The sequence below is a fragment of the Gryllotalpicola sp. genome (genome assembly GCF_027352875.1).
Lineage (GTDB): Bacteria > Actinomycetota > Actinomycetes > Actinomycetales > Microbacteriaceae > Gryllotalpicola.
Genome location: NZ_DAIEII010000075.1, coordinates 1 through 14,420 on the forward strand (window position 1 = coordinate 1; position 14,420 = coordinate 14,420).

Sequence of the window (14,420 nt, forward strand, 5' to 3'; positions counted from 1 at the left end):
CGACGAGCTCGGCCGTGACTACGACACCATCGAGAAGACGGCGATGATGGTCGTCGACGAGACGTCGTCGACCGACGACATCGTGCGCGCCGCCGCCGACCTCGCGGGCAAGGGATTCACCGCGACGTACATCTTCACGCGTAACATGCCCGAGCGCGCGAAGATCATCGACCTCATCGGCGCGGCGGTGCCGCAGCTGGCCTGAGCTTTTCGCGCCCCCGGCGTCAGATGAGCTGTGCGTCGCGGGCGTGCTGGAGCGCCTCGTCGCGCGAGCCCGCATCGAGCTTCTTGTAGAGCACGCGCAGCTGCGATTTCACGGTGTTGGGCGAGACGACGAGGTCGTCGGCGATCTGCCCCCTGCTGGCGCCCGATCCGAGGTGCACGAGCAGTACCCGTTCGCGTTCGGTGAGGGCGATGGCGGCCGCGACAGGATTGGGAATGAAGAGCAGCGGGCGGTGGAGGGCGGCCGCGCGCTTCAGCGCTTCCGCGCGCGATGCCGCGGCGCGCGCGGTGGTGCTGTGGCCGAGGCGGTCGGCTGCGACGCTCTCCAGCAGCAGTGCGTCGATCTCGGCGCGGGTGCTCGGCCGCGCCGCGCGTTTCTCGGCGAGCACCGCGAGGGCACGTTGTGGCTGCCCGGTGGCGAGGTGCAGCTGAGCGGTCGCGATCGCCGCGTCCCAGTTCGCAGTCGACTGCGAGGAGAGGATGGTGCGCGCTTCCGCGATGCGGCCGGCCTCGAGGAGAAGGGCGGCTCTGGCGATGTGGAGCCGATCGTGCAGGTAGCCGGTGGTCGTCGGGCGCGCGCCTGGCCGCATCATCGCCTCGATCGCGGCGGCGCCGACGAGCGGATCGCCGAGCTGGCGGTCGACGTGCGCCTGCGTGAGGGCGATGGCGGGCCAGAACTCGATGGTGTGCAGGTGGCGGTCCACCTCGTGGAGGAACGACTGGGCGGCCTCGACCTCGCCGGCGTCGAGCGCGAGGAGTGCCTCGGCGATCCAGTAGTGCGCCCCCTGGTAGCGGTGGTGCCAGTCCTCGATGCCGGTCTCGGGCCCTCCGAGCTGCCGCGCCACCTCGACGTGCTCCCGTGCCTCCACGAGGCGGCCCTCGGCGGCGAGCACGCCGGCGGCCATGGCGTTGGGAAGAACCTGCCCGGGCCCGCGCATGGTGCGCGAGCGCAGCAAGGCGCCCTCCTCGAAGAGCTCGATCGCACGATCGACGGCGCCGGTGTGGAGGTAGGTGATGCCGGTGTGCCCGTAGAGGATCGCGATAAGCGATTCGTTCGTGGCGACCTCGTCCGGATCGATCTCGTGCAGGGCCGCATCGGCGCGTCGGGCAGCGGCGCGGGCGCGGCCCTCCTGGCCCAGGCTTCGCATGCTGCCCGCCTGGATCGTGGCCACCAGGGCGCGGTGCAGGGGAGGCGTTCCCGGGCCGAGGCGCTTGCCGGTGGTTGCGATGGCCATGTACTCGAGGGTGCGCACGCGGTTGCGCGCGAACTGACCGAGCAGCAGGGCCATGGCGATGGCGAGAACAGGGTGGTTGCGCATGGCCGGCATTGACACCGTAGACAGCAGCGCCTCGACGGTTTGCCATTGGAACCCGGTGTAGAGCCAGTAGTACCGGGCAACCGCGATCTCGGCGAAGTCGAGGTCGCCGGCGGCGATGGCGCGCGCAATGGCCGGGATGGCCATGTCGCGTTCGTAGGTGTAACGGCTGATCGTCGCATGGATGCGCCTCGCCTCCGTGCGGGGCAGCTTCGCCGCTTTGCCGCGCAGCAGGTCGCGGACGCCGGGCGTATAGGAGAACCAGGCGCTGTCATTGCGCCGAAACCATGCCCCGAGCCCGCGCTGCTCGAAGTCGTCGAAGAGCTCGGCGGCGTCTTTCCTGCCCGTAATGGCCTCGGCGAGTGCGGCGTCGATGCGGTCCGGGATGCTGGTGCGCAGCGCGAATCCGACGGTGTCGTCGGCGAGACCGGAGTGGAAGACGAGCGAGTGCAGCACGCGCGCCACGGCGTCCTGCGTGTCGCCCCTGCGGATCGCGCCGTTCGAGCGGACGCGGATGTTCTCAGCGATGGCGCGGGCGAGGAGCGGAATGCCGCCGGTCTTCTCGAGCAGTGCGCCGACGTGGGGAGCCCGTGCATCGTCGCCCAGGAGCTCGGCGATCTCATCAACGCTGAAGACGAGCTCCTGCGCCGTGATGACGAGGGGCTCCGCCGCGGTCACCGACCAGTCCTGCCCGGGCGTTCCCTGGGTGCGCGCGATGACCACGGCCTCGAGGGGGGTCGACGTGACGAATTCGACGAGGTCCTGCGCGATGAGGGCGTCGTCCAGGCGATAGGCGTCGTCGATGACGAGGAGGGCGGGCCGCCGGAGCTGCCCGAGAATGCTGCGGAGCGCTTCCCGCAGATCGGTGTCAGGAGCGATGTCGCCCAATGTCAGCGTCTGCGGGTCGTCGGCCGGCAGCAGACCGGCCTGGACGAGCCGACGCACCACATCGACCCAGAACGGCGCGCGGCTGCTGTTCTCGGAGTTGACCGACAGCCAGACCCCGGACCGCGGCTGCGCGTCCGCCCACTGGGCGACCGCGACAGACTTCCCGTACCCGGTGGGGGCTCGGACGATGGCGAGATCGCGAAGCGAGTCGAGCCGGACCATCAGTCGGCGACGGGCGAGGAACGACCTCGGAGCCTGGAAAGCGCCATACAGAGCACCCATGCTGCGAGCGTAGATGACCAGGAATGCGTGCCCGTTCCCGCGGCGCGCCCGGAGCGACCCATCTCCGGTCTCCAGGTGGTTGCCCCGTCCGAGCGCGGGCAGGATCTCTTCCCGGAACAGTCCGGCTGGCGGCGGGACCGCTCCGGGCAACTGCGCCTAGTCTGGTCGCGTGCTCCGCTGGGTGTGGTCGCTGCTGCTCGTACCCGCCCTGACGATCGCACCGGTCGGGGGCATCGCCGCGCCGGATTCCGCGCCGACGGCGGCGCAGCGCGCGCGCTCCGCCTATAGCGCGATGTCGACTGCGCAGCGCCTCGGCCAGCTCTTCATGCTGGGCGTGCCCTCGACCGGTGCGCCGAGGGCGCAGCTCGCCGCCCTCGAGAAGGGCGCGGCCGGCAGCGTCTTCCTCACCGGCACCACGATGCAGGGCGCGGCCCGGACCGCCAGGGTAACGGCCGCGCTGACCAAGGCGCTCACCGTGAAGGGCGCGAGGCCCTTCATCGCGACCGATCAGGAGGGCGGTCTGGTGCAGCGCCTCAAGGGCGCCGGCTTCAGCGCGATCCCGACCGCGCTGACGCAGGGCGCGTCGGCCCCGGCAGCGCTCGAGAAGAACGCCGCGACCTGGGGCCGGCAGCTTCGCGCAGCAGGCGTGAACGTCGACCTGGCGCCCGTCGCCGACGTCGTGCCCGCAGCGACGGGGGTGAAGAACGCGCCGATCGGCAGCCTGCAGCGCGAGTTCGGCTATACGACGCCGTCCGTCGCCCCGCACGTCGCGGCGTTCGCCGCCGGAGTGCGCAGCGCAGGAGTCCAGGCGACGCTCAAGCACTTCCCGGGCATCGGCCACGCCTCCGGCAACTCCGACACGACCGCGGTGACCACCGCTCCCGTCACCCGGCACGACACCCGCCTCGCCGCCTTCGCGCGGGGGATCTCCGCCGGAGCGCAGTTCGTCATGGTGGCCTCGACCCAGTACCCGAAGATCCAGGCGGGCGTCCCCGCCTGCTTCTCGAAGACGATCGTCACCGGGATACTCCGCGGCGACCTCCGCTTCGCCGGCATCATCGTCTCCGACTCCTTCGACGCGGCGGCGATCAGCGGCGTCCCCGTCGCGCAGCGCGCGGTGCGCTTCCTCGAGGCCGGCGGCACGCTGGTGCTGGACGCCGACGCCGCGCACCTGGCGGCGATGGAGCAGGGCGTTGCCGCGCAGATGAAGAAGAGCGCGCGCTTCGCGGCTCTCGTCACGAAGGCGGTACTGCTGGTGCTGACGGAAAAAGCGAGGGACGGGCTGCTCTAGCGGGGTCGACGCTGCGTTTTCCGGTCTGCCGCGGCACGTGGGCCGCCGCCGTTCGCGAGCCGACGCGGACGGTCCCACTGGACCGTCCGGCTGAGTCGGCGGCGCGGGATCAATCGCTGATGGTCGAGCGCACTTCTGCAGTGAAGTTGCTCACTCTCGCCAGCAGCGCCGCGCCCCTCGCCGCGATCGCCTCCGGCGCCGACGCGTGCGGCGGCGCGATGCGGATGAGGTGCGAGCACCCGAGGTCCTCGCACACGTAGGCGCCGATCGTGTTGCCGTTGCGGCCGGATTCCCCGGCGCGCGGCGCACTGAACATCCGCACCTGCGTCGCCGGCTGCGGCGAATGGCAGAACGAGCACATCGCCTGAATGCCGGGCCTCAGCGATCCTGCCGCCGCCCGCAGCACGATGCCGACCGGCCGGCCGTCCGCCCAGTGCACCAGGTAGCCGAGGCGCGTCTGCGGGTCGCGCCACCCGAGGTATTCGCGCTGATCCCAGATCACCTCGTGGAGGCCCGGCAGCGGCATCCGCTCGATCTCGTCCCCGCTCGCATTGACGAAGGAGGCGCGGATCTGGTCGGCGGTGAGCGGCTGCATCCCCTCTTTCCTACTACACGCCCTCGTTTCCTACTACCTACACTCCCTCGGAGGATCGCCCGCACCCCGCATGCCGAGCGCGAAAAATTCGGCGTGCCGGTGGACTTGCTGTGAGACAGCCGCGACGATGAGCAGATGACCATCAGAAGTGAGACCCCGGCTGTCCCGGCCAGGGGTCTGACCATCGAGCAGAACGCCCTCAACACGATCGACGAGTCCGAGCGCCACGGCCGGCCGTCAAGTCTCTTCTGGCCCTGGTTCGGCGCCAACGTCTCCATCCTCGGCATCGCCTACGGCTCCTACCTTCTCGGCTTCGGCGTCTCGTTCTGGCAGGCGACCATCGTCGGCATCGTCGGCATCGTCGTCTCGTTCTTCTTCTGCGGCGTCATCGCCATCGCCGGCAAGCGCGGCAGCGCCCCGACGATGGTGCTGAGTCGCGCCGCATTCGGGGTGAACGGCAACCGACTCACGTCGTTGCTGTCGTGGATCCTCACCGTCGGGTGGGAGACCGTGCTCGCGGCGATCGCGGTGCTCTCGACGGTTCAGGTGTTCCAGCTGCTCGGCTGGGCCGGGCCGGTCACGACGGATGCCGCGAGCGGCGCCACCTCGGCGCCCGGCGACGTGGTGGTGAGCGTCGTCGCGCTCATCGTCATCGTGCTCGCGATCATCTTCGCGGGCGTCTACGGCTTCACCCTCATCATGCGGCTGCAGGTCTGGGTGACGATCATCACCGGCGTGCTCACGATCGTCTTCTTCGTCCTCGTCATCCCGAAGATCGACTGGAACGCCGTGATGGCGCAACCGTCGGGCGATGCCGCGGCCGTGATCGGCGGACTCGTCTTCATGCTCACGGGCTTCGGCCTCGGCTGGGTCAACGTCGCTGCGGACTACTCGCGGTACCTGCCGCGCTCGTCGTCCGGCGGGGCGATCACCGGTTGGACGACGTTCGGCGCCTCGGTGGCGCCGGCCGTGCTGCTCGTCTTCGGAATCCTGCTTTCGGGGTCGTCGAAGGATCTCAACACGGCCGTCAGCTCCTACTCGGTCGGCGGCCTCGCGACCCTGGTGCCGAGCTGGTTCTTCATCCCGTTCCTCATCGTCGCGCTGCTCGGCCTCATCGGCGGCGCTGCGCTCGACATCTACTCCTCGGGCCTTGCACTGCTCAGCATCGGCGTCAAGGTGCCGCGCTACGTCGCGGCCGGAATCGACGGCCTCGTCATGACGCTCGGCGCCATCGTCATCGTCTTCGTCGCGCCGAACTTCAACACGCCGTTCCAGGGGTTCCTCATCCTCACCGGCGTCCCGGTCGCGACCTGGGCGGGCATCATGCTCGCTGACATCGCGCTGCGAAAGAAGGCCTACTCCGAGAAGGACCTCTACGACCGCAAGGGCCGCTACGGCGACGTGAACTGGTACTCCATCGCACTCGTCGTCGTGGGCACCGGCATCGGCTGGGGCCTCATCGTCAACGCCTCGTCGTTCCTCATCTGGCTCGGCTACCTGCTCGAGCCGTTCGGGCTCGGGGGGCGGTCGGGCGCGTGGTCCTATGCCAACCTCGGCGTGCTCGCCGCGCTCCTCATCGGATTCGTCGGCGGCCTGTTCCGCGCCGCGTCGATCCGCCGCCAGGAAGCCGACTCCGCCGCCGGGCCCGCGCACTCGACTTCCGAATCCGTCGCGGACTAGCCCATGTCCGACGCCCCCTGGCTCGTCGTCATCGACATGCAGCGCATCTTCGCCGAGGCACCGAGCCCGTGGGCCTCGCCCAGGTACGCGCAGGCATCGGCGGGCGTGCGCGCGCTGCTGCCGCACTTCGGCGACCGCGTCGTCTACACCCGTTATGTGGCCCCGGCACCCGACGAGCTCGACGGCGCCTGGAAGCCCTATTTCGAGCTGTGGCCCTTCGCTCTCGTGCCTCCGACCGATCCGCTGTACGAGCTCATGCCCGAGCTGCCGTGGGCCGGGCACGAGGTCGTGACGAAGGAATCCTTCGGCAAGTGGAGTCCCGAGCTCGACCAGGCCGTCGGCGGCTCGCGTGAACTCGTCCTTGCCGGAGTGTCGACGGATTGCTGCGTCATCGCCACCGCGCTGCCGGCCTCGGACGCCGGGCGGCACGTCCGCGTGGTCGCCGACGCGTGCGCGGGTCTCAGCCCGGTCGACCATCAGCGCGCCCTCGACGCGATGGCGCTCTTCGCCCCCCTCATCGAGATCACGACGGTCGCCGACGTCCTCGCCTCCTAGCCCATCTGCATCGAGATCCCCCGAATCGACCCTTCCCGGCGGGAGAAGCGTCGATTCGGGGGATCTCGGTGGCTAGCGTGAGGGGCATGGAGTTCGCCCTCTTCGTCGAACCGCAGCAGGGCGGCACGTATGCCGATCAGCTGGATCTCGCCCGCCAGGCCGAAGACCTCGGTTTCGACGCCTTCTTCCGCTCCGACCACTTCCACGTCATGGGCCGCGCCCTCGACGGCCTGCCCGGTCCGACCGACTCGTGGATCACCCTCGCCGGCCTCGCCCGCGAGACCGAGCACATCCGCCTCGGCACCCTCGTCACGTCGATGACGTTCCGGCTGCCGGGCGTCCTCGCCATCCAGGTCGCGCAGGTCGACGACATGTCCGGCGGCCGCGTCGAGCTCGGGCTCGGCGCGGGCTGGTTCGAGCGCGAGCACGAGGCGTACGGCATCCCGTTCCCCGCCACGCGCTTCCCGCGCCTCGAGGAGCAGCTCGCGATCGTCACCGGCCTCTGGTCGACGCCCGTCGGTGCGAGGTACAGCTTCGCGGGGGAGTACTACGTGTTGACGGATTCCCCAGCGCTGCCCAAGCCGGTGCAATCCCCGCCGCCCGTCATCGTCGGAGGCACCGGGCCGAGCCGGACGCCGGCGCTCGCGGCGAAGTACGCGAACGAGTACAACGCCGGCTTCGGAGCCCCCGACGAGCTCAGCGCCGCGATCGACCGGTCGCGGCGGGCGTGCGAGGCGATCGGCCGCGACCCGAAGACGCTGAAGACCAGCGCCGTCCGTGCGCTGCATCCGGGCGACGCCCCCGACGCGGTCGCCCGCGACATCGCCGCGCGCGAGGCACTCGGCGTCGGCCGCGTCTACCTGCAGCTGCCCGACCTCGGCGCCGAGTCGCGCGCGCTGCTCCCGATCGCCGGCCGCGCGATCGCCGTCGCCTAGCAGATCCTCCAGATCCTCCAGATCCTCTCCGTTACGAGTCGAAGCCCAGCCCCACGGCGTCGGCCGCGCGATCGCCGTCGCCTAGCAGATCCTCCAGATCCTCCAGATCCTCTCCGTTACGAGTCGAAGCCCAGCCCCACGGCGTCGGCCGCGCGCAGCAGCAGGTTGCGCCTTCCGGCGCGGTGGTCGGCGGCATCGAGCGACGCCCTCATCGCCTGCACGGCGGCGTACGCGAACGGCTCCGGCGGGAAGGGGGTCGGCTTCTTCTTCACCATGGCGAGCTCGGTGCGCTCGGTGGCGAGTCCGGCGAGCAGGTCGAGCAGCACCTCGGCGGCGAAGTGCGTGGCTCCCACGCCGAGGCCGGTGAATCCGGCGGCCGTGGCGACGCGCCCTCCGAGGTCGAGGCCGTAGAAGGCGCAGTACTGGCTCGACGTGTCGATGGCGCCCGACCAGCGGTGCGAGAACGTCAGGCCCTCGAGCTGCGGGAATGTCGTGAAGAAGTGCGAGGCGAGCGTGCGGAATGTCTCGTCGCGGTACTCGTGGGCCGAGTCGACCCGGCGCCCGTAGTGGTAGATCGCGTCGTAGCCGCCGAAGAGGATCCGGTCGTCCTTCGACATGCGGTAGTAGTGGAACTGGTTGGCCAGGTCGCCGATGCCCTGCCGGTTCGTCCAGCCGATGTCCGCCAGTTGCGCCGCGGACAGCGGCTCGGTCATGAGCGCGGAGTCGTACACCGGCACGGTGAGGAGCCGATAGCGCTTGAGCAGCGAAGGGAACGCGTTCGTCGCGAGCACCACCTGGTGCGCGCGCACCGCGGAGCGCTCGGTGCGGAGCACGATTCCGCCGCCGCCCCGCGCCTCGAGGCCGATGACGCGCGAGTTCTCCAGGATCTCGACGCCGAGCTCGGATGCCGCCCGCGCGAGCTCCTTGGCGAGCTTGCCGGGGTGCACGAGGGCGCTGGAGCGCTTGTGCCACACCGCGCCGAGGTAGGTGGGAGAGTTCACCTGCGCGCGCACCGCGGCCGCGTCGAGCACCTCGGAGTCGGGGCCGTCGGCCTCGAGCCATTCGAGTTCGTGCTCCTCGACGGCGACGTCGAGAGCGCCGCTGCGCTCCCAGTCGACGTCGAGGCCGAACTCGGCGATGTCGCGCTCCATCGCGTCGAGGTTCTCGTCGCCGAGGCGCTTGAGCGTGGGCATATCGTGGGGCCATCGGGCCTCGCCGTTGAGGTCGCCATGGGTGATGCTCGCCTCGCAGAATCCGCCGTTGCGACCGGATGCTGCCCAGCCGACCGTCTCGGATTCCAGCAGCACGACGCGTGCGATGCCCCGCTGCTTGGCCTTGATGGCCGTCCAGAGCCCGAGATAGCCGCCCCCGACGATGGCGAGGTCGGCGTCGAGCTCGGCGGTGAGCTGCGGATACACCGTCCGGTCGCCCACGTCGGCGAGCCAGAACGAGCCCTTCGCACTGCCCGAGAGGGCACGGGCGATGATGTTGTCCGGAATGGGGCTCCGCTCGAAAACCGTTGTCTGACGCGCGTTCTTCGATGGAATCCGCATGTCTTCAAGGCTTGGAGGTGACGAATCCGTTGTCAAGTTGGCCGCAATGTATTCCATCTGTAACAAATGGGTGCTTTAGTACCTGATCAAGCGCATGCCCGCGATCCGATGACCTCCGACGGAGCCAGACATGACCGAACCACGGCCGGTTTCCCCTGCCGCGTCCGACGCGGCGATCTCCATCAAGGGGGTGAGCCGTCGGTTCGGCGACGCGGTCGCGGTCCAATACGTCGACCTCGATCTCGCGCGCGGCGAGTTCTTCGCACTGCTCGGCCCCTCGGGCTGCGGCAAGACCACGACCCTGCGCATGGTCGGCGGCTTCGAGCTGCCGAGCACCGGTGCCATCTACCTCGAGGGCAAGGACGTCACGACGCTCCCGCCGTACAAGCGCGACGTCAACACGGTCTTCCAGTCCTACGCACTGTTCCCGCACCTCACCGTCATGGAGAACACCGCGTTCGGATTGCGCCGCAAGGGCGTCGGCAAGGCGGAGGCCGCCGCGCGAGCGGGCGAATACCTCGAACTGGTCGGACTCGCCGGTTTCGACAAGCGCCGTCCCTCCCAGCTCTCGGGCGGCCAGCAGCAGCGCGTCGCCCTAGCCCGTGCGCTCGTCAACCACCCCAAGGTCCTGCTCCTCGACGAGCCGATGGGCGCCCTCGACGCCAAGATCCGCAAGACGATGCAGCACGAGCTCAAGCGCATCCAGCGCGAGGTCGGCATCACGTTCCTGTACGTCACCCACGACCAGGCGGAGGCGATGTCGATGGCCGACCGCCTCGCCGTCATGAACTCCGGGCTCATCGAAGACATGGGCGCGCCGCAGCGCGTGTACGACCGCCCGGCGACTCAGTTCGTCGCCGAGTTCCTCGGCACCTGCAACGTGCTTCCGATCATCGTCGACGGCGCGGGCGCGAGGCTGCCGGATGGCAATCCGCTCGTCATCGACGGGGTCGCCGCTCCGACCGAGCCGGGCTGGAAGGTCGGCATTCGCCCGGAGAAGCTCGAGCTCACCCCGGCGAACAGGGCGGCCTCGGGCGCGAACCGTACGACGGCGACCGTCACCGAGGTCACCTACCTCGGCGCGAGCACGGAGGCCCGTCTCGCCACCCCGTGGGGCGGCGAGCTGCAGGCCTACAGGCAGAACACCGCTGAGACCGTCATCCGGCCCGGCGACCAGGTCGAGGTCTCCTGGCACGCCGCTCAGGCGTTCCTGCTCCCCCCTACACCCACTGCAATCGCCACCGACGAGGAGGTAGCCGCATGACCAGCGGTGAGAACATCAATCCCGAGACGATCCGAGGCCTCACCCAGAGCCGGGTGTCGCGCCGCATGTTCATGAAGGGCGCCGGTGCCGTCGCCGGTGCGGGTGCGCTCAGCGCGCTGCTCGCGGCGTGCGGTGTCACCGGCACGAACCCGAGCGGCGCGAACCCGACGGGCGGGAACGCTTCGGGCGGCACGGACTGGACCTCGTGGTGGGCGTCGAAGAAGCAGAACGGCGTCCTCAACTTCGCGAACTGGCCGTACTACATCGACACGGATTCCAACGGCAAGCACGCCTCGCTCGAGGCCTTCACCAAGAAGACCGGCATCAAGGTCAACTACAAGGAGGTCATCCAGGACGACCCGAGCTACTACGCGAAGATCTCGCCGCTGCTCACGAAGGGCCAGTCCATCGGCCAGGACATCATCGTCATCACCGACGGCTGGTACCTCACCGAGATCATCAACAACGGCTGGGCCGTGCAGCTCGACCACAGCCGGATGCCGAACTTCACCGCGAACGCCGACCGCAGCCTGCTGTCGCCCAGCTACGACCCGGGTGCGCTGCACTCGGCGGTGTGGCAGACGGGCCTCACCGGTCTCGCCTACAACTCGAAGAAGGTGCCGGAGGGCATCACGAGCTTCGCCGACCTGCTCGATCCGAAGTACGCCGGCCACATCGGCCTCTTCAGCGACAACACCGAGTACGGCAGCATGGCACTTCTCGCGACCGGAGCCCAGACGGCGACCTCGACGCATGACGACTGGAACAAGGCCGTGGAGTGGCTCAACAAGCTCAAGCCCAGCGTCGCCAAGTTCTACGATCAGGGCTACACCGATGCCCTGCAGAACGGCGACATCTGGATCTCGCAGGCCTGGTCCGGCGACGTGTACCAGATGCAGCAGGGCGGCCATCCGGAGATCAAGTTCGTGCTCCCGACCGAGGGCGTCATCACCTGGCACGACAACATGTTGATCCCGATCACTGCGGAGAATCCGGTCGACGCCATCACCTGGATGAACTACTACTACACACCTGAAACGGCGGGCATCATCGAGGACTACGACGCCTACATCTGCCCGGTGCCGGCGGCGAAGGACTACATCCTCAACACCCTCAAGGACCCGGCCGTGGCGAACAGCCCGCTCGTGTTCCCGTCCGCGGCGGATCTCGCGAAGGCGCAGGAGTACTACACCTACAAGAACCTCGCCGACTACAACGCCTGGAACGCCCTGTTCGACCCCGTCGCGCAGTCGTGACGTCGGCGGCGGTTCCGGGTCTGCGCCCGGTGAGGACGAGCCGGATGCGGCGCCTTTCGGTGCCCTACCTGCTCGGCTTCACGGGCGCGGCCTGGCTGATCCTGTTCTTCCTCATCCCCCTCATCGCGGGGCTGATCGTCTCGCTCATGTCGGGCGATGTGGCGAGCGGGTACCGGCTGACCTGGAACTGGTCGATCTACTCCGACATCTTCGTCAATTCGAACGTCAACTACGCGCTGTTCCTCGGCCGCTCGCTGTTCTACGGCGCAACGGCGACACTGCTCACGATCGTCATCGGGTACCCGCTGGCGTACTTCATCGCGTTCCGCGTGAGCCCGCGGTGGAAGACGCCGCTGCTGTTCCTGGTGCTCATCAGCTTTCTCATCTCGTTCGTCATCCGCACCAAGATGTGGGTCTTCCTGCTCGGCGCGCAGGGGCCGATCATCTCATTCCTGCAGTCGATCCACCTCGCGGGGCCCGACTTCGCCGTCCTCGGCACCCCCGGCGCGGTCATCGGCGGCCAGACCTATAACGACCTCGCCTACATGGTCCTGCCGATCTACGTCGCGCTCGAGCGCATCGACACCCGGTTGTTCGAGGCGACGGAGGACCTCTACGGCACCAAGCGCGCGGTCTTCTTCAAGACGATTCTGCCGCTGTCGCGCTCCGGCATCTTCTCCGGGATCCTCATCGTCTTCATCGACACCGTCGGCGACCCCGTCAACGCCGCCCTGCTCGGCGGCCGCAACACCTACAACTTCGGCGAGGCGATCCAGTACGCCTACCTCAACCTGCAGCAGTACAACGTCGCCGCCGCGCTGTCGACGGTGCTCATGATCGCGCTCGGCATCATCCTCTTCGTCTATGCGCGCGTGTTCGGCACCGAGAACATCGAGGATCTCGTATGAGCACGACGACCCAGACCATCGCTCTGCGGGGCGCCGGCCTGACGCTCGACGACATCCCGGAGCCGAAGCGCCGCAAGCGCCCGCTGCTGCCGATCATCTACTGGGTCGTCATCGGCATCCTGCTGCTGCCGATCATCTCGATGATCGCGTACAGCTTCAACTTCGCCCCGAACAACCGGGTGACGACGGTCTGGCAGCACTTCACCGTCCAGTACTACCTGCATCTCGCCGATCAGGCCGACCTCTTCCAGGCCTTCCTGCTGTCGATCACCATCGCGTTGCTCTCGGCGGCGATCTCGATCGCCATCGGCGTCCCGCTGGCTCTCGCGCTGGAGCGCTACCGGTTCTGGGGCAGGGGCCTCGTGTCGTCGATCCTCTTCATCGACATCGCGGCGCCCTCCATCGTCGTGGGCTCGTCGGCGCTGTCGTTCTTCTTCACGCTGAACTTCCAGACCGGCTTCTGGACGATCCTGATCTCGCACGTCACGTTCAACATCGCCTATGCCGTCGTGACGCTGCGCGCCCGCCTCTCGGGCATGGGCACAGCGTACGAGCAGGCGGCGGCGGACCTCGGCTCGGGGCCTGTTGCAGGATTCTTCCGCGTGACGGTCCCGCTGCTCATGCCCGGCATCCTGGCGGCGTTCCTGTTGTCGTTGGCGATGTCGATCGACGACTACGTCATCACCTCGTTCGTCGCCGGCTCGGCGACGACCTTCCCCCTCTACATCTACGGCATCAAGACCGGTCTGCCGCCGCAGGTGCTCTGCTTCGGGACGATCGTTTTCGTCGTCGGCATCGCGCTGTTCTTCGCCAACGCGGCGTTGAACCGCCGTAACAAGGTCTGAGCCCTCAGCGCAGGCGCGCGACGATCTCGTCGTGCAGCAGGCCGTTCGTCGCGAGCGACGAACCGTGCCAGTAGCCGCTCTCGCCGGTCACCGCGCTGAAGCGCCCGCCGGCCTCCGTCACGAGCAGCGAGAGGGGGGCGACGTCGTACTGCTTGACGCCGAACTCGCCCACCGCCTCGAGCAGGCCCTCGGCGACGAGCGTGTAGGGCCAGAGGTCGCCGTAGCCGCGGTCGCGCCACACCGAGCGGGTCAGGTCGATGAGCCGCTGGAGGTAGCCGGCCTCGTCCCACTGCTCAATGGACTGGAACGAGATCGAGGCGTCGGCGAGGTCGGCGATGCCCGAGACGTGGAGCCGCCGTGCCGTGCCGCCGTCGGCCGTCGTCCACGCTCCGCCATCCTTGATGGCCCACCACCGCTGGCGGATCGCCGGCATGGATGCCACGCCGACGACGACCTCGGAGTCGACGGCGAGCGCGATGAGGGTGCCCCACAGCGGCACGCCGCGCTCGAAGTTGTGCGTGCCGTCGATGGGGTCGATGATCCAGCGGCGGCTGGAGTCGCCGGCCTCGCCGAACTCCTCGCCGAGCACGGCATCGTCGGGGCGCTCGGCGGCGAGGATGTCGCGGACGGCCTGCTCGACGGCCCGGTCGGCGTCGGTGACGTGGGTGCGGTCGGGCTTGGTCTCGATGTGAAGGTCGTTGGCGCGGAACCGCGAGGCCGAGATGGCGTCGGCGGCATCCGCGAGGCGGAGCGCGAGGGAGAGGTCAGCGTCGTAGTCGGTGGCGGGCGGGGTTGTCGACGTATCGGTCACTGGCCCAGCGTACGGAAAG

12 protein-coding genes and 1 pseudogene are annotated in these 14,420 nt (G+C 68.9%); 9 read left to right on the forward strand and 4 right to left on the reverse strand.

Annotated elements, in window-relative coordinates; genetic code table 11:
- Positions 1 to 205, forward strand: a pseudogene (locus M7D61_RS08885) (LLM class F420-dependent oxidoreductase); the annotation flags it as partial.
- Between the two features lie 19 nt (positions 206 to 224).
- Here the strand turns inward: M7D61_RS08885 and M7D61_RS08890 are convergent.
- Positions 225 to 2,708, reverse strand: coding sequence for a LuxR C-terminal-related transcriptional regulator (locus tag M7D61_RS08890; protein WP_298229641.1), 2,484 nt, complete (start codon positions 2,706 to 2,708; stop codon positions 225 to 227).
- Positions 2,709 to 2,877: 169 nt separating this feature from the next.
- On the opposite strand from M7D61_RS08890, the gene M7D61_RS08895 reads away from it, so the two are divergent.
- Positions 2,878 to 3,999 carry a glycoside hydrolase family 3 N-terminal domain-containing protein gene (locus M7D61_RS08895; RefSeq protein ID WP_298229643.1) on the forward strand — a complete coding sequence of 374 codons (1,122 nt, stop codon included), beginning with the start codon at positions 2,878 to 2,880 and terminating at the stop codon, positions 3,997 to 3,999.
- Between the two features lie 109 nt (positions 4,000 to 4,108).
- On the opposite strand, the gene M7D61_RS08900 is transcribed toward M7D61_RS08895, so the two are convergent.
- Positions 4,109 to 4,594 (reverse strand): FBP domain-containing protein, encoded by a 486-nt coding sequence (locus M7D61_RS08900; RefSeq protein WP_298229645.1) that lies wholly within the window; start codon positions 4,592 to 4,594, stop codon positions 4,109 to 4,111.
- Between the two features lie 135 nt (positions 4,595 to 4,729).
- On the opposite strand from M7D61_RS08900, the gene M7D61_RS08905 reads away from it, so the two are divergent.
- The 3 genes from M7D61_RS08905 (at position 4,730) to M7D61_RS08915 (ending at position 7,764) form a co-directional block, all read left to right on the forward strand.
- Complete coding sequence (locus M7D61_RS08905) at positions 4,730 to 6,274, forward strand: cytosine permease (RefSeq protein ID WP_298229647.1); 1,545 nt, start codon at positions 4,730 to 4,732, stop codon at positions 6,272 to 6,274.
- 3 nt (positions 6,275 to 6,277) lie between these two features.
- The gene (locus tag M7D61_RS08910) at positions 6,278 to 6,829 is read left to right on the forward strand and encodes a cysteine hydrolase (RefSeq protein ID WP_298229649.1); all 552 of its coding nucleotides are present in this window, start codon (positions 6,278 to 6,280) and stop codon (positions 6,827 to 6,829) included.
- Between the two features lie 86 nt (positions 6,830 to 6,915).
- Positions 6,916 to 7,764 carry an LLM class F420-dependent oxidoreductase gene (locus M7D61_RS08915; RefSeq protein ID WP_298229651.1) on the forward strand — a complete coding sequence of 283 codons (849 nt, stop codon included), beginning with the start codon at positions 6,916 to 6,918 and terminating at the stop codon, positions 7,762 to 7,764.
- Positions 7,765 to 7,880: 116 nt separating this feature from the next.
- Here the strand turns inward: M7D61_RS08915 and M7D61_RS08920 are convergent, their stop codons facing one another.
- Positions 7,881 to 9,317, reverse strand: a complete 1,437-nt coding sequence (locus M7D61_RS08920; protein ID WP_298229653.1) for an FAD-dependent oxidoreductase — start codon at positions 9,315 to 9,317, stop codon at positions 7,881 to 7,883.
- A gap of 130 nt (positions 9,318 to 9,447) precedes the next feature.
- Between M7D61_RS08920 and M7D61_RS08925 the strand changes: the two genes are divergently transcribed.
- Genes M7D61_RS08925 through M7D61_RS08940 form a run of 4 tightly spaced genes read left to right on the forward strand, consistent with a single transcriptional unit; the run spans position 9,448 to position 13,590 of the window.
- On the forward strand, positions 9,448 to 10,581 hold the full coding sequence (locus M7D61_RS08925; protein ID WP_298229655.1) for an ABC transporter ATP-binding protein: 1,134 nt from the start codon (positions 9,448 to 9,450) through the stop codon (positions 10,579 to 10,581).
- Positions 10,578 to 11,837: a spermidine/putrescine ABC transporter substrate-binding protein gene (locus M7D61_RS08930; protein ID WP_298229657.1), complete on the forward strand. Its 1,260-nt coding sequence runs from the start codon at positions 10,578 to 10,580 to the stop codon at positions 11,835 to 11,837. The genes M7D61_RS08925 and M7D61_RS08930 overlap by 4 nt, the downstream gene beginning before the upstream one ends.
- Before the next feature lie 44 nt (positions 11,838 to 11,881).
- A complete protein-coding gene (locus tag M7D61_RS08935; protein WP_298229659.1) occupies positions 11,882 to 12,745 on the forward strand; it encodes an ABC transporter permease in 864 nt (287 codons plus the stop codon).
- Entirely contained in the window at positions 12,742 to 13,590 is an 849-nt protein-coding gene (locus tag M7D61_RS08940; protein ID WP_298229661.1) for an ABC transporter permease, read from the forward strand. Before M7D61_RS08935 ends, M7D61_RS08940 begins: the two co-directional genes overlap by 4 nt.
- 4 nt (positions 13,591 to 13,594) lie before the next feature.
- On the opposite strand, the gene M7D61_RS08945 is transcribed toward M7D61_RS08940, so the two are convergent.
- Entirely contained in the window at positions 13,595 to 14,401 is an 807-nt protein-coding gene (locus tag M7D61_RS08945; RefSeq protein WP_298229663.1) for an inositol monophosphatase family protein, read from the reverse strand.
- Positions 14,402 to 14,420 lie beyond the last annotated feature (19 nt).